This window comes from Pandoraea pneumonica, assembly GCF_902459645.1.
Taxonomy (GTDB): Bacteria; Pseudomonadota; Gammaproteobacteria; order Burkholderiales; family Burkholderiaceae; genus Pandoraea; species Pandoraea pneumonica.
Genome location: NZ_CABPSK010000001.1, coordinates 937,311 through 956,590, shown reverse-complemented (window position 1 = coordinate 956,590; position 19,280 = coordinate 937,311). Strand labels below are relative to the sequence as shown.

Sequence of the window (19,280 nt, the reverse complement as noted above, 5' to 3'; positions counted from 1 at the left end):
CGATAGCCCCCGAAGCCTTAGTCATTACTGAGGATAAACAGCCTTTGACAAACGAAAAATCAGAGAATACTATGCAAACGTTTGCATGAAAGGGCGAATGAAAATGGAATCTGGACAAAGCGGCAGCATCGTCAGCGATGTTGCGTCGGTAACGGGCATCGTGCTCGCTGCCATGAGCAAGACCGAAGATCCGCGGCTCAAGGAGATATTGGGCGCGCTCGTCGTACATGGCCATGCCTTCCTCAAGCAGGTGAAGCTCACCGATGAGGAGTTCGAGCAAGGCTTGGATTTCCTGCGCCGGGTTGGCCTCACGTGCAACGACAGCCACAACGAAGTGGTGCTGCTGGCCGATGTGCTCGGCATGTCGACGTTGGTCAAGGTGCTGAATAACTCGATGAATGACGAACACTCGGGCGGTGCGCTGCTAGGCCCGTTCTTTCGCGGCGGATCGCCGCACTACGCCTTGGGGGCGTCCATCGTGCAAGACGACGCGCCCGGCGCACCGATCTTCGTGAGCGGACAAGTGCTCGACATTCGGCAGCAGCCGATTCCCAACGCGAAAGTCGACGTTTGGCAGGCGTCCCCGGTGGGGCTTTATGAGAATCAGGACCCTGACCAGCCGGAGATGAATCTGCGCGGCCACTTCTTTACCGACGCGCGTGGCGAATTCCGTTTTCGCAGCGTGCGCCCCGCCGGTTATCCGGTGCCGACGCACGGGCCAGTTGGCGATCTGCTGCGCGCGCAGCATCGCCATCCTTACCGCCCAGCTCATCTGCACTTCGTGGTGATTGCCGAAGGCTGCACGACGCTTATCTCGCAGATTTTTGCGGACGATGCCGAGTATTTGGACTCAGACGTCGTCTTCGGCGTGACCCGTGATCTGGTGGGCAAGTTCGAGCGCCACGAGGCTGGCACCGGTCCGCGCGCCGAGCAAACGGTGCCGTATTACACCCTGCACTGCCGGTTCGTACTCGCTGAAGGCGTGCCCACGCACCCGACACCGCCCATCAAATAGGAGATTCGTATGACAAACGCATTGGATCAAAAGGTTGCCGTCGTGATCGGCGGGACGGGTGGCATAGGCAAAGCAACGGCGAATCGCTTGGCGCAGGCTGGCGCGAGCGTCGTCGTGGTCGGCCAAGACGACATTGCCCAGGCCGAAGCGGTCGTTCAGCAAATTCCCGGCGCAGGGCATAGCGCACTGCTGGCGTCGATTACCGACAGCGCGACCCTGACCGCGCTCGCCGTCGCCGTGCGCGAACGCTACGGCCGCGCCGACATTCTCGTCAACGCCGCGGGCTTCACCAAGCCGATCAAACACAGCGATCTCGACGCCCTGACTGACGAACTGATCGACGACATGTTCAAAGTGAACTGGCGCGGCCAGTTCGCTGCGATCCGGGCGTTTCGCGGCTTGCTCGCCGACTCCGGCGATGGGCTCGTCGTCAACGTGTCGTCAATCTCGGCAACAACGGGAGTCGGCAGCAACGTGGCCTACTGCGCCGTGAAGGCTGGCATCGACATCATGGCCGCGTCGTTGGGCCGCGCGTTGGCCCCGAAAATTCGCGTCGTCAATGTGTCGCCCGGCGTCGTCGACACGACGTTCGTGCCGGGACGCGGTGCCGACTTTAACGACAAGGTAGCGGCAACAACGCCGCTCGGCCGGATCGGCACGCCCGACGACATCGCTGCGGCCATCGAGGCCTGCGCCACGCATCTGACATTCACGACGGGCGTGACGCTGGTCGTCGATGGCGGCCGTCGTCTGGGCTAACGCCAACGCAATCGTCAACGCTAACGCCAACGCATTCCGGAGCCTCACATGCATTCACGCAAGACCATCCTCACCTGCGCGGTGACCGGCAATCTGACCAAACCCGAGCAGCATCCGGGCTTGCCGGTCACGCCGGAACAAATCGCGACGGCATCGCTCGATGCCGCCCGCGCCGGTGCCGCCGTCGTCCACATTCACGTGCGCGACCCCAAGACGGGCCGCCCGTCGATGGATATTGGGTTGTATCGCGACGTCATCGAACGCATTCGCGCAGAAAACACCGACGTCATCATTAATCTGACGACCGGCCCGGGCGGACGCTTCATTCCTAGCGAAGATGACCCCAAAGTTGCAGCCCCGGGCACGACGTTGATGCGCCCGGAAGATCGTGTGGAACACATTCTTGCGCTGCGTCCGGACATTTGCAGCCTCGATCTGAACACGATGAATTCGGGTGGCGACGTCGTCATCAACACGCCGAAGAACGTCACGCGTATGGCCGCAGTCATTCGTGAAGCCGGTGTCAAACCCGAACTGGAAATCTTCGATTCCGGCGACATGCACCTCGCGCTCGATCTGATCAAGTCCGGCGTTCTCGACGGCCCGGGCCTGTGGACCTTCGTGATGGGCGTGAAGTACGGCTTCTCCGCCTCGCCGGAAACGCTGTTGTACGCCCGCAGTCTGTTACCCGCCGGTGCGCAATGGGCGGCTTTCGGCATCGGGCGCTTCGAGTTCCCGATCGTCGCGCAAGCGTGGCTTGCCGGTGGACACGTGCGCGTGGGGCTTGAAGACAACATCTACATCTCTAAGGGCGTACTTGCCGAGAGCAACGCGGCGCTGGTAAAGCGGGCCCGCGACATCGTGGAGTCGCTCGGCGGCGAGCTGGCGAGCGCGCAAGAAGCCCGTGAACAACTGGGGCTGACGCGGTGAACCAGCCCCACGCCTCCCAGCCCTCCCCGCCTTTCGCGCCATGGGTCGACCCCAGTGCTTTCGTTGCCCAAGGCACGCAACTGATTGGCGCCGTAGCGATTGGTGCTCAGTCGTCGATCTGGTTCAACTGCGTGTTGCGTGGCGACGTGCAGCCCATTGCGATTGGCGAGCGCTCCAACCTGCAAGACGGGACCATCGTTCACGGCACCACCAATGGGCTGCCGACGATCGTCGGTGATGACGTCACCGTCGGCCACGGCGCGATTCTTCACGCGTGCACGCTGGAAGACGGTGCGTTCGTCGGTTTCGGTGCCCGCGTACTCGACGGTGCCGTCGTCAAATCGGGAGGCATGTTGGCGGCGGGTGCGGTGCTGACGCCGCACAAGGTGGTCGGCACCGGCGAGTTGTGGGCTGGCAATCCGGCCCGTCTGCTCCGGATGCTGACCGACGACGAGCGCGCTGGGCTGGGTGTCGCTAGCGCGCGTTACGTCGCACTGATCGAGCGCTATCGGCGCAACCAATTCGTTACTTTGCCTTTCTAGGAGCAACAAGCATGAAAGCAGTTCGTGTCACGGCGCCGAGCGCCAGTCTGGATGCCCTCGACCTGAGCATCGCCGCCCAATCGGTTCCGGCCGTCGGCCAAGGGGAATGTCTGGTGCAGGTGCTGAGCGCCGGCGTCAATCCGAGCGACGTGAAGGCCGTACTTGGTGCCATGCCCCACGCCGTATGGCCGCGCACGCCTGGCCGCGACTTTGCGGGTGTGGTGCTCGATGGCCCGGCCGATCTGGTCGGTCAGGAAGTTTGGGGAAGCGGTGGCGAACTGGGCATTCGACGCAACGGATCGCACGGATATTTCCTGAGCCTGCCGGTCGGTGGCGTGCGGAAAAAGCCGGTCAATTTGACGATGGAAGAAGCCGGTGCGATTGGTGTACCGTTCGTGACCGCATTCGAGGGGTTGCGTCGTGCGGGCGGTGTGAAGGCGAGTGATGTGGTGCTGGTCCTTGGCGCTAACGGTAAGGTCGGTCAGGCGGTCGTTCAGATGGCGACGCACGCCGGTGCGAAGGTGTTCGGCGTCGAGCGCACCGCGCAAGGGTATCTGGGGCATGCCAACGGCGAAGTGATCATGATCGACGCCTCGTCTCAAGGTATCGCCGACGTGGTGCGCGAGATGACGGGCGGGCATGGCGCCGACATCGTCTACAACACGGTGGGCAGCCCCTACTTCGAGCAGGCTAATGCCGCCATGGCGAAGCGCGGCACGCAGATTTTTATCTCCACGTTCGAGCGCGCCGTCCCGTTCGACATCTTCACGTTCTTCCGCGGCCAACACACGTATCTCGGCATCGATTCGTTGGCACTCGACAGCACCGATGGCGCGCAGATTCTCGATCAGCTGTATCCGCTGTTCGTGGATGGCACCTACAAGCCGTACCCGATTCTGAGCGAAGCGATTTTCTCGATCGACGATGCCGCGACGGCTTATCAGGCGGTGTTGCGCGGCAGCACCAACCGGGTTCTGCTCAAGCCATGAACATCACGCGATTCGAGTCGGCGCCGGAATACTTCCCGGAGAATCACTTCGGCATGCGCTGCGTGAGATTGCAGGGACATGAAGCCGGGGAGTCGACGTCGCTCTGGCTCGGCGTCTCGACGATCGAGCCAGGCGGGCACACGACACTCTCGGCGTCTGCCCTTGAAAAGCATTACGTCGTGCTATCGGGCGAGTTGACCGTGGAGACCGAGACCGGCAGCGAAGTCTTACGGGCTAACGATTCGTGCCGTCTGGCACCTGGGGAGGCGCGTGCTTTAAAGAACCTCTCGGCGAGTCCGGTTGCCGTGTTGTTGGCGATGCCGTTGGCATGAGGCTTGGTGAAGTCGTGCGGACCCTGGAATGGGTCCGGTGATTTTGATCGTTTTCTGATATCCCAACAGATCACGCCTCCATAAAGTGATACGCGCAGTACGCAAACTGCGTTCAAAAGGAGGAAGCTTTGAAAGGAATCAAACGTTGCTTCACCGGTCTGTTGCTGTTGGGCGCGTGCCGCTTGGCGCTAGCTGCATCTAACCCATTGAGTGTCCATGTGCTTAACCTGCAAGACGGTCTGCCGTCTGCTGGCGTCGAAGTCACGTTGGAGAAACAAGAGAAAGCGCAGTGGAAGATGCTCAACGCCGCGACAACGAATCAGCAGGGTCGCATCACGGCGCTCTACCCGGAGGGCGAATCCCTTCAAAAAGGGACCTATCGGGTGACGTTTAAAACCGGTGCGTGGTTCGCCAAACACAATGCGCCCACCTTCTTCCCTGAAATCCCAGTGATTTTCAATGCGGATGGCACGGTTCCGCACTACCACATCCCCCTACTTATCAGCCCTTACGGTTTCTCGACCTATCGGGGCAACTAAGTTTCGTCTCATTTCTGACGTCGTTTTGCCTCAGGTCATCATCACCTCCGTTTTTCGCAAGCGGCCCCGGCGTACATTCCGGGAGCCCTTGCCCTAAGACGGAGAAGTGAATGCTTTTCAACCGCACCCGCGGCCTCATGACCGCCACGCTCATCGGAGCGCTGTGCGCCCCCGCCACCTACGCGCAGAAGGCCCCGCAAGGGGCGCCGCCCACGACGGGGTTCAACACTTACATTCCAGCGGATGTGCTGACGCCCGACACGGTTCAGACGCGTATCGGCAAGCTCGACTTTTTCGATGGCGTTCCGACCAAAGATACGGCCGACCGAGCGTTCGACAACCTCGATTTCCTGCGCGGTGTGGAAGTCTTCCTCAACCTTATGCCTGCGGCGAGCATCGAAGCCATCCGCCGCTCGAGCGTGGCGCTTGGCGCAACGAAGAGCCATCAGGCCACGATCTACGATCAACTCGCCGACTCCAATCCGCTGCTGCTCACCGCCAACACCGACACGGTCTACGCCTTCGGTGTGCTCGACCTCGAAGCCGATGGCCCGACCGTGGTCGAAGTGCCGCCGGGCAGCGGGCCGGGCACCGTCAACGACGCGTTCTTCCGCTTTGTCGTCGACATGGGCGTGCCCGGGCCGGATCGCGGCAAGGGCGGCAAGTACCTGATCGTGCCCACCGGCTACAAAGGCAAGCTCCCCAAGGATGTGAAAGATGGCGGCGAGTACTACATTGCACGCTCGCCGTCGTATGTGAACATCGTCGTCTTGCGCGGCTTTCTGGTGGATGGCAAGCCCGACGTCGCGTCGAAAATGTTCCGCGAAGGATTCAAGGTCTATTCGCTGAGTCAGGCTAAACACCCGCCGACGATGGAATTCATCAACTCGTCGAAGCAGGCATTCAATACGGTGCATGCCAACAACTTCGAATTCTTCAAGGAACTGGATCACGTCATCCAGAAGGAGCCCGTCGACTTTATCGATCCGGAACTGCGGGGACTTGTCGCCTCGATCGGCATTCGCAAGGGCAAGCCTTTCGCCCCCGATGCGCGCATGACGAAAACGCTCACCGAAGCGGTTGCCGTCGGCAACGCCACCGCCAGAGCGATCAGTTTCCGCAATCGCGATCCGCGTGCGTGGCTCTATCCCAACAGCCAATGGCGCGTGGGCTTCATTGGTGACGACTACCGTTGGCTGGGCGGCGACGGCACTGCAGGCCGCGACCTCGACGCTCGCACGGGCTTCTTCTACGTCGCCACCGTCAATACGCCCGCAATGGCAGCGAAATTAATCGGCAAGGGCTCGCAATATGCGCTCTCCAGCGCCGATGCCACCGGGCAGCCCTTCGACGGCGCAAAGCAATACCGGCTTCGCATTCCCGCGAACGTGCCCGCTAAGGACTTCTGGTCGGTCGTCATTTACGATCCGCAAACCCGCTCCGAGCTACAGACGGGGCAGCCGTTCCCTAGTAAGAACAACAAGCGCGACAAGCTGATCGCCAATGCCGACGGTTCGGTCGATCTGTATTTCGGCCCCGTTGCCCCCAAAGGCCGCGAAGCCAATTGGATGCAGACGGTGCCGGGCAAAGGCTGGTTCACGATCTTGCGGCTGTATGGTCCGCTCGAAGCGTGGTTCGACAAGACGTGGAAGCCGGGCGAAATCGAGGCAATGGAGTAATATTCTTGCGGTCAAAAGGCGCGCAATCCACGGCGCGCCTTTGCCTTTACCGTTAAGAATATCGATCGATGACTTCCACACCTGGGTCTGTTGGACAGACCACGACGGGCGTTGCTGCGGGCCTCGCAATCCTCTATTTTCTGCGCCCGGTACTCATCCCGTTCTTTCTCGCCGTCCTCCTGCGAATTCTGATCTCGGGCATCGTCTCCGTGGTCGTGCGCCTGCTGCCACGGGCACCAAAATGGCTGATCCTGCTGGCGACTGTCGTGATCGTGGGCTTTAGCGCCTACAGCATCTTCATCGTCACGCTTCAAGGCATCAGCGATCTCATCAAGCAATCGCCCGACCTCCCCGGCCAGCTCGACCGACTCATCCGAACGGCCACGGTCGGGTTCGGGCGGCGTTTCGATTTGGCGACGGTGCTGGCGCTTATCGATTTGCCCCATTTCGAACACACCATCGCGGCCTGGCTGGGCGACGCGGTATCGATGGCGTTTCTCACGTTGATGTTTCTGGTGTTCATGCTGCTGGGGTCGATGCGAAACGCCGATCCGAAGATTCTGCGTATCACGACGAGCGAAGCCAGGGCGAATTCGCAGCGTCTCGTGCTCAACAAGATCGTGCACGGCGTGCAGGCTTATCTGATCTCTCAAACGGCGATCAATCTGGCGATTGCCGTGATCTCTGCTTTGGTGTTCCGCGTCGCTGAATTGCCCAATACGGCGTTCTGGGCGGTGACCGTGTTCCTGCTCGCGTTTATGCCGGTCGTGGGGCCGTTCGTGGCGAGCGTCGTCCCTGCCCTATTTGCCGCGCTCCATAGCGACTCGATTTCTGTGCCGTTGGCCGTGTTTTTGGTCACCCTCGCCATCTTCCAGATTGCCCACAACATCGTGCAACCGAAGCTTCAGGCGAGAAGCACCAATACCGACCCCTTGGTCGGTATTTTTGCACTGGGGATTTGGACGCTGATATGGGGCGTGCCGGGCGCCATTCTCTCGACGCCGCTGACGGTACTCGTGATGGTGATCGCCGCGCAGTTTCAAAGCAGCCGGTGGCTGGCGATCTTGATCTCGCATGACGGCGATCCCGACTCAGCGCTTGCTCAACCCACTACTGAGAAATGACCGAGAAATGATCGCGTCACACGTCGGTCAATAGACCGATGCCATGCCCGCCGGTCGATGCTTGAAGCGGCGGTGCACCCAGTAGTACTGCTCGGGAATCTTGGCGATCTGCTCTTCAAGAAACGCATTCATGCGGCGCGCATCGACCTCGTCGCTTGCTGACGGAAAGTCGGCGAGCGGCTCGAAAATCGTCAACTTGTACCCTTGGTAGTCCGGGAGCACCTCGGTCACGAACGGCACGACGCGGGCGCGCCCAAGCTTCGCCAGACGCGATACCGCTGTCAGCGTGCAGGCGGGAACGCCGAAGAAAGGCACGAACACGGAATTGTCGACACCCTGATCCATATCGGCTGCGATCATCACCGGCTTGCCGGAGCGCAGCAGCGCAATGATCTTCTTGGCGCTAGTGGCACGCTCGATCATTTCCGCCCCGAACCGGCCGCGTTGCCGCTTGGCCAAGTCGCACAGCGACGTGCTCGACATGCGGGTGTACAGCGACGCCACGGGCAGATGCGTCGAGTAACGCATGCAGCCCACCTCGATACCCACGAAGTGAAACCCCATGAAGATCGTCGGCGGCGCGTCGGGATCGTCGAGATCGATTTTGCTATCGAGTTGGACGATGTTCTGAATGGCTTTCGCGCTGCCAAACCACTGAATACCTCGCTCCAGATAGCTGCGCACCACATGGCGGAAGTGCGTTCTGGCGAGCTGCTGGTGTTCGAGGGCAGTTTTCTCGGGGAAGCAAAGGCGCAAGTTCACGAGGACGATGTGCTTGCGGCGGCTCGGCAGTGCAAACAGTACCGTGCCAACAGCCATCCCGAGCCTTGCGACCAGTGGGTACGGCAGCACGGAGAATACGCGTAGCAACGCCACGACGAGCGAAAAGCTGAGGCGTTTCAAGGTGGCTTCCCTATAGAGGGTGAAGTTACGAAGCGAATTCGATTGCCAGGCTGGCGACCCATTGCGGATCACTGCTTCGTGGGAAGGCTTTCGCAGGAGCGGCTGAACGCGAATTGCGCAGTGTTGGCGCTGATCAACAGATGACCGATACCGATACTGGGGTGACTCGCGAGCCCGGGCAGTGTAACAGGTCGCCCGGTGCGAATTTGCCTAATTGTGCGGCGGCAATGCCTGCCGTTGCATTTCACAGTCTTGCTTCGTTCTACTTTGCGATGCGGCCAGACCGCCATGCGATCAACACGCCCCCGAACAACAGCGCCGCCGCCACGGCAAACGTCACCCGCATACCGCCGCCGATCGCTAGTGCTGAAGCCTGCTCCAACGCCGCAGCACCCGTCGCGGCGCTGAAGACCGCGCCCATTACCGACACCCCGGTAATCAGCCCCAGGTTGCGCGCGAGGCTCAGCATGCCGGACACGACGCCCCGCTGCGCGGCCTCGACGTGGCGCATCACGGCGGTATTGTTCGCACCTTGGAACAACGCGTAATTGACCGTCATCCAAACCAGCGGTGTTAAGTAGCCGAGTACGCCAAAACGCGATGGCATGATCGCCAGCAAACCCGCACCCAGCGACATGCCGCATAACCCCACGACCGCCATGCGCTGCGCACCGAAACGATCCACCAGACGTCCGGTCGGCACCCCCGAGAGCGCCGCCGACAAGGGCCCTACCGACATCGTCAGCCCGACCAGCGTCGCCGTCAGTCCCAAGCCGTGCGACAGATAAAACGGCCCGACCACAAACGTCGTCATGATCACGCAGGCGACCAGCAAACTCATGATCAGGCTGGTCACCAATAGCCGTTGCCGCAGCATCGCCAGTTGGACCAACGGTGCCCGCGCCCTGCGCTGCGACCAAACGAACACGAGCACGCCCGCGAATGCCGCCACCAGCAAGGCCGCATTCAAGGGACCGAAATGGCCTCGTCCGAGCGTCATCGCCAAGGCGTAGGCCGCCAACGTCGACGCCAGTACCAGCGTGCCAGCATGGTCAAAGCCCGTACGCGGTGCCGAGCGGCGTTCATCCGGTGCCAGATAGCGGTACACGAGCCAAGCGGCCAGCAATCCCAGCGGCACCTGTATCAGGAAGATCGCCCGCCAGCCAACGGCGCCGATCACGATGCCGCTTAACGACGGACCGAGCGACGTACCGGCGGCCGACATCGTACCCAACAACCCCATCGCGCTGCCAGTGCGCTCCTTAGGAACGGCAGCACCGATCAGTGCCATCGTCAGCGCCATCATGACCGCGCCACCGACGCCTTGCAGTGCACGCGCCGCAATCAGCAGTGGCAGATTCGGTGCCAGCCCGCAGCCGATCGAGGCCACCGTGAACAAGCCGATACCGCCGATCAACAAGCGGCGGCGACCCACCATGTCGCCCAGTCGCCCAGCGCTGACAATGAGCGACGTGATCGCCAGCAAGTACGCCAGCACGACCCATTGCACGGCCTGAAAGCTCGCGCCGAACGTCTGCGCCAGCGTTGGCAGACTCACATTGGCGATGCTGGTATCGAGCGACGACATGAGCATCGACAGCGATAAGGCGGCCAATGCCATACGCGTGCTGGTACTGATGGGGGCGACGATGGAGGCGGATGGAATAGCGTTGTCGGATTGCATGGTCGGTTCTTGATCAGATTGACGATGCAATAAAGCATATCGACGCCTAAGATATGGCGGAAGACGCAGCATTTGCACTTTATCAATGCATCTGACGCCATATATTGACTCTCCGGTCACCCCCATCACGTCTCGACCATGCAAAAACCTGACTTCAATCTGCTGCATACCCTCGACGTCTTGCTGGCCGAGGGCAATGTCGCCCGCGCCGCCCGTCGGTTACAACTGAGCCCGTCTGCAATGAGTCGCGCGCTGGCCCGCTTGCGCGAGACCACGGGCGACCCGTTGCTGGTGCGGGCTGGGCGTGGATTAGTCCCGACGCCGCGTGCGCTCGCCCTTCGAGATCAAGTCAGTCAGTTGGTCCAAGATGCGACCACGGTGCTGCGCCCGGCCAGTCAAATCGATCCGACGCAACTGGAGCGCCGCTTCACGCTTCGGTGCAACGAGAGCTTTGTCGAAACCTTTGGCCCGCAACTGATTGCCCGGGTCGGTACCATCGCTCCGGGCGTGCGTCTTCGTTTCGTGCCAAAGCCGGACAAGCAAAGCACCGCGTTGCGCGATGGCAGCGTGGATTTGGAGACGGGGGTCGTCGGCCAAGACACTGGGCCGGAAGTTCGCACGCAGGCGTTGTTTCGTGACCGCTTTATCGGCGTGGTCCGCGCAGGGCACCCGTTGACGCGTGGCAAGCTCACGCCGGAGCGCTACGCCGCAGGCGATCACGTGCTTGTGTCGCGTCGCGGGCTGGAGCGTGGCCCGATCGACGATGTGCTGGACACCCTACAGTTGCGGCGCCGCGTGGTCGCTGTCGTCGGCAGTTTTTCGGCCGCACTGGCCATAGCACGTGCCTCCGACCTGATCGCGAGTGTGCCCGAGCGCCACACGAACAGCCTGCGAGCCGATATGCATAGCTTCGCGCTGCCGGTAACGACACCGACGCTCACCGTTTCGCTCCTTTGGCACCCGCGCATGGACGCTGATCCGGCGCATATCTGGTTGCGTGCGCTGGTGCGTGAGGTCTGTGCGACGCCGTAAGTTCGCGTCGCCAAAACGAGAAAAGGGTTACGAAATTAATCGTAACCCTTTGATTTTTCATCAGTCGCCCCGATGTTCCGGGGCCGCACTGAAGTTACAGCGCCATATCGGGCACCTTCTTCACCACACCCGGGTTGGCAACCGGCGCAGTGTTCGGCACGACGCCATCGAGACTCGGCGGCGCAATGGCCAGCTGCAACGTTTCGGCCGTGCTGGCCCATTCCTTGGCCAGAAGGTCCGGATTTTCGTTGAGCTTCTTGCCGTAGCTGGGCACGATCTCGCGAATCTTCTGCTGCCAAGCAGGTGTCTTCATTTGCTCAGGGAAGACACGCTCCAACAGCGACAGCATGATCGCGGGCGAGGTCGAACCACCCGGCGACGCACCCAACAGCGCCGACACCGAACGGTCTTCCGATACCACAACTTCCGTGCCGAGCTTCAAGATGCCGCCCTTCTTCGGATCGTTCTTGATGATCTGCACGCGTTGACCGGCTTCCCACAGACGCCAGTCTGCGTCCTTCGCTTCGGGCATGTAATGACGCAGCGCCTCCATCTTTTCGGACGTCGACAACGCCAATTGCTGGGCGAGGTACTTCACCAGTGCAAACTCGTGCGCGCCAACCTGCAATTGCGGAATCACGTTGGACGGCGTCGTGGCCTTCGCCAAGTCGAAATAGGAGCCGTTCTTGAGGAACTTGCTCGACCATGTGGCAAACGGTCCAAACAGGATCACCTTCTTGCCGTCGAGCACGCGCGTATCCAAGTGCGGCACCGACATCGGGGGCGAGCCCGTATCGGCAAGACCGTAGACCTTAGCCAGATGGCGCGAAGCGATCTCGGGCTTGTCCGTGACGAGGAACTCGCCGCCGACCGGGAAACCGCCGTATTGCTTGCCTTCGGGAATGCCCGAGAGTTGCAGCAACGGCAACGCCGCACCGCCAGCGCCGATGAACACGTTACGCGCGTCCACGGTCTGGATCTTGGAGCTGTCGTTCATATCGAACGCCGACACGCGCCAGGAGCCGTCTTCGTTACGCGTGATCGAACGGACTTCGTAGCCCGTCGTGACCTTGACGCCCGCATTACCGTTGAGATGCTTATAGAACTGGCGCGTAATCTCGCCCAGATTCACGTCGGTGCCGAGCGGCGAGCGCGTGGCGGTGACCACTTCGTCGGGCTTGCGGCCTTCCATCATGATCGGAATCCACTCGGCGATCTTTGCCGGGTCGGTCGTCATCTCCATGCCAGCGAAGAGCGGCGACGCCTTCAGTGCCTCGACACGCTTCGTGATGAACTCACGGTTCTCTTGCCCGAAGACAAGATTCATGTGCGGCGTGGAGTTGATGAATTCGCGCGGATTGCCCAGCACGCCCTTGCGCACTTGATGCGACCAGAATTGGCGCGAGATTTGGAAATTCTCGTTGATGTTGATGGCTTGGGTGATGTGAACGTTACCCTTGTCGTCCATCGGGGTGTAGTTCAACTCGCACAGCGCCGAGTGCCCGGTGCCTGCGTTATTCCAGCCGTTCGAGCTTTCTTCTGCGACTTTGTCCAGACGCTCGAACACTTCGCACGTCCAGTTCGGCTCCAACTCGGACAGATAGACGCCAAGCGTTGCGCTCATGATGCCGCCACCGATGAGCAGCACGTCGACCTTGCGGTCAGCCTTCGCGGCGCGGTACTGGCTGCCGAACAGGTAGGAGTATCCGCCGTAGACCGCTGCTGCACCTACTGCGGCTGCAATGAACTTGCGGCGAGAGAAGGGCTTGCGGCCGCCCGCAGGCGCCGGCTTGTTGTCGGTTTGAGCCATGTAAATCAGTCACCTTCAAAAATTCTGTGTTGCGTCTCCAGGCCCAACAAGCCCCGGGGACAACCGATCTCCTCTCACAAGCGTTCTCCTCACATGCGCCCGTAGCGTCTAGAACTAGCGGGCGTCATAGGGTCGGCGGGTCAAATGCAATGCCAAATGCCGAGTGACGCGAAGGGCGGATTGTAACGCAGACCGATTACCGTGCGCTGGGAAGCCGCAGTCGCTAAAAGGGATTCAATGGCGCGAGCGCCGGGATTGCCGAGGCATGTGCCGCGTCAGGGCTTGCAGTGGAAGCGCACCGCTCGAATGCGGAGGCCAGCGGTGCCCCATTCCAGCGGGGCTCAGCCGCGCCGGAAGCAGTGTCCGTGCGGGCGAAGCAATACGTCTCCAGCGCCGATACCGCGTCGATCAAGTCCGCGTCGCCGGTCCCGCTGGCCCACTCGGTAAGCCTGGCACCTGTGACCTCGCGGCTCCAACGCTGCGCCAGGCGGTATGCCGCAGCGGCGTCGTTCGAGCGGCACGCCTGAAACACTTCACTGCGCAGGGATTTCGCATTCGCGCGTGCACTTGAGCGGCGCTCACGGTATCGATGACGCAGCGTGCGCCAGAGCGGCAGGCTTCGCCAAATCACGAGCCCGAGTACGCCCAGCCCGGCCACGCCAGCCAACACGACACCGATGGATTCGGCGTCCTGAGGGATGGAGAATCCACTGCTCGACGGAGCGAGGTCTCCGGCCGATGCCCCCGCCGCTACGACAACGCGTATTGGCGGCGCATCGGAGTGCGACGCGTGGCCCGTCGCGGGATCGGTCCAGTCGAGCGTGATCGCTGGCACGGTGTAAGTGCCTTTGCGCTCGAACACATACGAGAAGGTGTCAATGCGCAGCCCGCCTGCCGTGGGACTTCCCGGGTTCGGCGATACACCGTCCGATAACTTCGGATCGGCCGCGAACACCCGCACGCCTCGAGGGGCATTCGATTTCGGCGGCTGGATCAGCATGGCCTGCGTGCCCGGCGCGAACGTGGCCACCGTGCGCACTAACGTGTCGCCAACGCGCAGTTGCACCACATCGTGCTCAGGCGGTGGTGAGAGTGTTTGCGTAACGTTCAGCGCTGCCACCGGCAGCAACGCCCCGCCATTCGATGTGCCACTCGACGAGACCTTAGGTACGCCTCCTGCCCCGACGCGGATTCGCGTCGCCGGGAGTGTGACCGTGGCCTGTTGGGGCGCGCCGTCGTTTCGGGCGTAGGTGAGCGCAATCGTTGCCTGCGGCAGATCGAAATCGCCGTCTTCTGCTGCGACGAACGCATAGGTCTTGCTGATCGTGGCGTAGGTCACGCCGTCGATCGTCTGGTTGCCGTTCAACGCCCGCGCGTCTGGCAACGTCACGATGGCACCGGGCACCTCCAGCGCCGGAAATGCCGGTGCTGACATGAAGAAGTTCGGAGCCAACACCATCACATCGATGTTGACCTGTTGCCCCGCGCGAATCGGCTGCTGGGCCGTCACTTCGACGCGCGCCATCGGTGCGGGTGCCGCCATCGCCTGCCCGAGCATCAGCAGCCAGATCGCGCAAAACCCCATCTGTATCAATAGCAAGGCGCGACGCCATCGACCGGCGAAACGTATCGCGGCGGCCCCGAACGATGCTGAAGTCACGGTGTGCGCCCTCCCCCTGTGCCCTGCCCGTGCTGTAACGCGAACTCGCGTTGCAACAAGGCGGTAGGCGTCGTCTGGATCGTGCGCATCCACGCTTGCGTCTCGAGCGACGGGCCGACTTTCGTCGAGCGTTCGCCGGGGCCGGTCGGCTTTTTCGCGTCGTACTTGATCTCGTCAGCCCCAACATCCGGCGGAATCTCGTCATCGCCCGATTTTTCCGGCGGTTTCGGCAAGGCGGCAATGAGCTTGCCCATTAGCGTCAAATTGGCCTTAGCCGCCGCCCAGTTGGGCGCGCGCTTGAGCGCCTGTGTGTAACGGGCCTGCGCGGCCTCGTACTTGCCCATACGGGCGAGCGCATTGCCTTGATTGAAGTCGGCTTGCGGAGAATCCACGAGTGCGAAACTCTGCGCGGCTTGGGCATACTGCCCCGCCCGATACTGCGCTATACCGCGCCACATCGGATCGTCGAAGCGCTCGGCGGCGGTTGAATAGTCTCCGCGCTCGAAAGCGAGGCGTCCTTGCTGGTCATGCGTTAGCCACAGATCGGCAAAGCGCCATCGCCGGGGGGAGTCGGATGCATCCGGCGTGTCTTGTGACGCCGTGGCACTGGTGAGTGTCTGCGCATAAGTCGGTGCCACCGGCACGTGCAGCGAGACGGCCAGCAGCAGCCCGACCACCCACCGAACCGTCCACCCCTTGCGAAACCAAAGGGCGCCCAGCAAAGCCAATGGCAACGTAAGCCACCAGCCCTCGTCGCGCCAGCGCGCCGTCGTTCCGGCTTGTGATTGCTCCAGGTGCGATTGCACATGGCGTTGCACCCAGTCGATATCGGCGTCGCTGTCGGGCGTAAAGGTCGCAACGGGTACGTCGCTATCCTGAGAAAACCGCTTTAGGGCTGCCTCATCCAGACGTGCAAATACGCGCGCACCGTCGCGCTCCACATAGCTGCCGTCCGGGTTACGCAGTGGCCCGCCTTGCGGCGTGCCGATGGCAAGGACGATGGGTTGACTCGAAGCCCGCGCGTCGGCGGTGTCGTGAAACGCGCGTGCGGCGCTCGGATCGACCGCGTCGGTGATGAACAGGATTGTGCCGGGCACGGGTTCGCGCCGCAGGTCGTTCTCGATGACCTTCAACGCTTGCCGCATGTCCCGTCCGGGCGCGGGCATGATGCTGGTTTGCAGCGCGTCGACATAGGTTTGCAGCAACGCGCGGTCGTCGGTGAGCGGAATGACCCGATGGGCTGAGCCCGCGTAGGCGTATATCGCGGTATGCGCGCCTTCGCGCCGTGCGAGCAGCGCCTTGACTTTCAGCTTCGCGCGCTCCAGCCGGGACGGCGTGACATCGACCGCGTCCATCGTGGGCGAGAGGTCGATGGCGATGGCAAGCGGCGCTTTGTCGTCGAGAAACGGCGGCAGCTCGCGCTTCCATGCCGGGCCTGCCATACCGATGCCCCCTAGCACGAGCACCAGTGCAATCAGATGCACCGGCCGCAGCCGAAGCCCGCGCCGCTCATGGATCATCAGCGCATCGAGGAGGTGCGGTGCAATGGTCTTGCGCCACCGCCGGCGTACATCCGTGCGCCGTCCCACGGCCCAGAGCAGCCACGCGGCCACGGGCAACAGGCACAGCCAAAGCGGGCGCAGGAAGTGAAAGTCGGCAAGGCTCGAGAGGAAGCCCGTCATGACGTCCCCTGCGTCCGCTCGGTCCGCTCCGCCCGCTCTGTCACGGCGGCCGTCGCACGCGTCACGTAGGCAGCATGGATCGCGAGCGCTATTTCGTAGAGCAGCACGATGATGAGTGCCGCGCCCAATGGCCACATGAACAGCTCGCGTTGCGGGCGCCACGAGAGTGTTTTGTGATCGTGCGGCGTGATGCGATCGAGCGTGTCGTAAATGTCGGCCAGCGCCGATTGGTCGGCACCGAAGAAGTACCGCCCGCCGGTGACCTTGGCCATGCGCTGTAGCAGGCCCAGATCGACACGGGCTTCGCCTTGCGCCGCCGGATCACCGATGCCCACGGTATGCACGATCACCGATTGCTCGCGGGCGACGTCTGCCGCGCGATCAGGCGGCATGCGGCTCGCCGTGTCGTTGCCGTCGGTCAGTACGATCATCACTTTCTGCGGCGCGTCGCTGTGCTCGAACATCCGTACGCCCAGCCCGACCGCATCGCCCAGTGCCGTACTGTTGCCTGCCATGCCCGGCATCATATCGTCGAGCAGCGTGTGGATGAGATCGTGATCTTGCGTGAACGGGGCAAGCGGATAGGCGGCGTCGCCGAAGATGACCAGACCGATGCGGTCGTCCGGGCGCTGTGTTACGAAGTCGCTAACCACCTGTTTGACCGCCTGCACGCGGGCGATGCGCTTTCCCGACGCATCCGGAAAATCCGGTGTATCCATCGACTGGGAGAGGTCTAACGCGAGCAAGATGTCGCGCGACGGTTGCATCTTCTCGATAGGCGCTTCCAGCAGTTGCGGGCGTGCAAGCGCGGTGACGATAAGTACCCATGCCACCGGCGCAATGACGTGTTGCACCCAGTTGCGCCGGGGCACTACGGCGCCCGATGCCGGGCGCAGGCCCGCCGCCTCAGCCACTTCACCGAAAAACGGTAGCCGTACCGACGGGCTTTCTTCCCGGTACGGCGGCAGCAGCCACCACAGCAACAAGGGCAGCGGCAGCAGGACGAAGGCCCACGGATATTCAAACTGGAACATGATGGCGCTCGATCCAGTCGCGGCAGGCTTTGATTAGCGTCGTCGCGCGTGTGGTATCCCACTCGCGGCACAGCGATTCGTCGGACTGATATTCGGCACGGGTCACCAGCGCCGCGATCGTGTCGGCCGCGCTGCCCCGGTTGTCATGACTTGCCCGTAAGAAGGCCGCCCACTTATTACCCGTCAGGCTGGCGACCGCCTCGCGCGGCCATGCGCTCAGGGCTACCCGCTTGAGCAGCGCCGCAATTTCACGCAATGCTCGCGCGCGTTGCGCGGTCCCAGCATCCGCCGCGACGTTCGGTTTCGGCATGCCCAGCGCAGCAGCCCACTGCTGTAACTGCGCCAAGGCCTCTCGGCGATACCGGTTGGCACGATAGCGCCGCCATGTTCGCCACGCGAACCAAATCAACCCAATGGCCACCAACACCGCCGCGATCGGCCAGCCGATCGTTTGCGGTGCCCACGAGGGCGCGGGCGGGGTCACGACATCGGCCAGCGCGCCCAGCGTCGGCATGTCGGTGGCGCCCGGGGCGGACGACGCGCCAGACGCGACTGCCGCTATCGCCGTTGCCGCCGTCATCGCCCTGCCCCGGCCTTAGCCCGCCGAAAGCCATTGCCGTAGGCGGGCGGCCCGCCCAGCAAGCGCCGCACTTGTGCCGTCGTATCTTCCGCCGCCGAGAGGGGCAGCATCGGCACGCCGATTGCCTCGTGCCAATCCACCAGATGTTTGCCGTGCGCGGTAAAGAAGTCGGCGATGCTGTGTCTGAGCGAGGTTTTGCCGAAGCTGAGCTCCACTTGCAATTCCCCATCGCTCACGACGAGATTGCCCGACGTGGGCAGTGCGCTAAGAAACGGGTCGTGCACCAGCACCGTGAGCACGTCGTTGCGTGCGGCGATGCCGAGCAGGCGCTCTCGTGTGGTCTTGTCATGGCCATCGAAATCGCTAATGACGATGACAAGACTGTCGTGCGTCACCATGCGTGCGCATCGCTCAAGCGCCAGATTCAGTTGCCCGGCCGAACGCCGCGCGGGCATATCGGCGCGCAACGCGGCATTGTGCCGGGCCACGCCGCCGAGCAGCTGTTCGACGGCAGCACGGCTGCGTTTCGGGGGGAAGGTATCGATCGCCGTGTCGCCGAAAACGACGCCCCCGACGCGATCGCCGTCCGCCAGCACCCGCCAGGCGGCTAACGCTGCGGCTTCGGCTGCGGTGACCGACTTCATGGCGCGGCGGCTGCCGAAGAACATATTGATACGTTGATCGACCACGAGCACCACCGGCCGGTCCTTTTCCTCGGTGTACACCCGCACGTAGGGCTTACCGGTTCGTGCAGTCACACGCCAATCCATGCTGCGGATGTCGTCGCCCGCCACGTATCGGCGTAGTTCCTCGAAAGCCAGCCCCCGGCCCCGCACGCGCGAACCATGCCGCCCCGCCAATACGCTATGCACCGGCTGGCCCGGCTGAAAGTGGAAATCGCGCGCGGCGCCTTCCAGCGCAGCCAGTGCCGCCATGTCGATGCTTACGCCCGGCAGTGCGTTATCCGAGGTCGGGTCCGTGGTCAT

18 protein-coding genes are annotated in these 19,280 nt (G+C 62.5%); 10 read left to right on the top strand and 8 right to left on the bottom strand.

The features are described 5' to 3' along the window. Positions 1–97 precede the first annotated feature (97 nt). From PPN31114_RS04255 to PPN31114_RS04215, 9 genes are all read left to right on the top strand, one after another. Positions 98–1,015, top strand: coding sequence for a dioxygenase family protein (locus PPN31114_RS04255; RefSeq protein ID WP_246182391.1), 918 nt, complete (start codon positions 98–100; stop codon positions 1,013–1,015). A 9-nt stretch (positions 1,016–1,024) separates the two neighbouring features. Then, a complete protein-coding gene (locus PPN31114_RS04250) occupies positions 1,025–1,774 on the top strand; it encodes an SDR family NAD(P)-dependent oxidoreductase (RefSeq protein WP_150678218.1) in 750 nt (249 codons plus the stop codon). A gap of 48 nt (positions 1,775–1,822) precedes the next feature. Further along, the gene (locus tag PPN31114_RS04245) at positions 1,823–2,704 is read left to right on the top strand and encodes a beta-keto acid cleavage family enzyme (protein ID WP_150678217.1); all 882 of its coding nucleotides are present in this window, start codon (positions 1,823–1,825) and stop codon (positions 2,702–2,704) included. Next, positions 2,701–3,246: a gamma carbonic anhydrase family protein gene (locus PPN31114_RS04240; protein ID WP_150678216.1), complete on the top strand. Its 546-nt coding sequence runs from the start codon at positions 2,701–2,703 to the stop codon at positions 3,244–3,246. The genes PPN31114_RS04245 and PPN31114_RS04240 overlap by 4 nt, the downstream gene beginning before the upstream one ends. 11 nt (positions 3,247–3,257) lie before the next feature. After that, a complete protein-coding gene (locus tag PPN31114_RS04235; RefSeq protein WP_150678215.1) occupies positions 3,258–4,235 on the top strand; it encodes a quinone oxidoreductase family protein in 978 nt (325 codons plus the stop codon). Next, positions 4,232–4,567: a cupin domain-containing protein gene (locus PPN31114_RS04230; protein ID WP_150678214.1), complete on the top strand. Its 336-nt coding sequence runs from the start codon at positions 4,232–4,234 to the stop codon at positions 4,565–4,567. The genes PPN31114_RS04235 and PPN31114_RS04230 overlap by 4 nt, the downstream gene beginning before the upstream one ends. Before the next feature lie 128 nt (positions 4,568–4,695). Continuing rightward, the gene (gene uraH, locus PPN31114_RS04225; protein WP_150678213.1) at positions 4,696–5,106 is read left to right on the top strand and encodes a hydroxyisourate hydrolase; all 411 of its coding nucleotides are present in this window, start codon (positions 4,696–4,698) and stop codon (positions 5,104–5,106) included. A gap of 110 nt (positions 5,107–5,216) precedes the next feature. Beyond that, the gene (locus PPN31114_RS04220) at positions 5,217–6,785 is read left to right on the top strand and encodes a DUF1254 domain-containing protein (RefSeq protein WP_217426914.1); all 1,569 of its coding nucleotides are present in this window, start codon (positions 5,217–5,219) and stop codon (positions 6,783–6,785) included. 68 nt (positions 6,786–6,853) lie between these two features. After that, positions 6,854–7,909, top strand: a complete 1,056-nt coding sequence (locus tag PPN31114_RS04215; protein WP_150678212.1) for an AI-2E family transporter — start codon at positions 6,854–6,856, stop codon at positions 7,907–7,909. 27 nt (positions 7,910–7,936) lie between these two features. Here PPN31114_RS04215 and PPN31114_RS04210 read toward each other — a convergent pair whose 3' ends face one another. Both PPN31114_RS04210 and PPN31114_RS04205 read right to left on the bottom strand, forming a co-directional pair. After that, on the bottom strand, positions 7,937–8,812 hold the full coding sequence (locus PPN31114_RS04210) for a lipid A biosynthesis lauroyl acyltransferase (protein WP_150678211.1): 876 nt from the start codon (positions 8,810–8,812) through the stop codon (positions 7,937–7,939). A gap of 262 nt (positions 8,813–9,074) precedes the next feature. Then, positions 9,075–10,496, bottom strand: coding sequence for an MFS transporter (locus PPN31114_RS04205; protein ID WP_150678210.1), 1,422 nt, complete (start codon positions 10,494–10,496; stop codon positions 9,075–9,077). A gap of 138 nt (positions 10,497–10,634) precedes the next feature. Here PPN31114_RS04205 and PPN31114_RS04200 point away from each other — a divergent pair, with 138 nt between their 5' ends. Next, complete coding sequence (locus PPN31114_RS04200) at positions 10,635–11,528, top strand: LysR family transcriptional regulator (RefSeq protein ID WP_150678209.1); 894 nt, start codon at positions 10,635–10,637, stop codon at positions 11,526–11,528. 94 nt (positions 11,529–11,622) lie between these two features. Here PPN31114_RS04200 and mqo read toward each other — a convergent pair whose 3' ends face one another. The 6 genes from mqo to PPN31114_RS04170 form a co-directional block, all read right to left on the bottom strand. After that, entirely contained in the window at positions 11,623–13,338 is a 1,716-nt protein-coding gene (gene mqo / locus PPN31114_RS04195) for a malate dehydrogenase (quinone) (protein ID WP_150678208.1), read from the bottom strand. 223 nt (positions 13,339–13,561) lie between these two features. Beyond that, positions 13,562–14,998 (bottom strand): BatD family protein, encoded by a 1,437-nt coding sequence (locus PPN31114_RS04190; RefSeq protein WP_174987655.1) that lies wholly within the window; start codon positions 14,996–14,998, stop codon positions 13,562–13,564. Then, entirely contained in the window at positions 14,995–16,680 is a 1,686-nt protein-coding gene (locus PPN31114_RS04185; protein ID WP_150678206.1) for a VWA domain-containing protein, read from the bottom strand. Before PPN31114_RS04185 ends, PPN31114_RS04190 begins: the two co-directional genes overlap by 4 nt. Further along, positions 16,677–17,714 (bottom strand): vWA domain-containing protein, encoded by a 1,038-nt coding sequence (locus PPN31114_RS04180; protein WP_150678205.1) that lies wholly within the window; start codon positions 17,712–17,714, stop codon positions 16,677–16,679. Before PPN31114_RS04180 ends, PPN31114_RS04185 begins: the two co-directional genes overlap by 4 nt. Further along, positions 17,701–18,294, bottom strand: coding sequence for a DUF4381 domain-containing protein (locus PPN31114_RS04175; protein ID WP_174987652.1), 594 nt, complete (start codon positions 18,292–18,294; stop codon positions 17,701–17,703). Before PPN31114_RS04175 ends, PPN31114_RS04180 begins: the two co-directional genes overlap by 14 nt. Continuing rightward, complete coding sequence (locus tag PPN31114_RS04170; protein ID WP_150678204.1) at positions 18,291–19,280, bottom strand: DUF58 domain-containing protein; 990 nt, start codon at positions 19,278–19,280, stop codon at positions 18,291–18,293. The genes PPN31114_RS04175 and PPN31114_RS04170 overlap by 4 nt, the downstream gene beginning before the upstream one ends.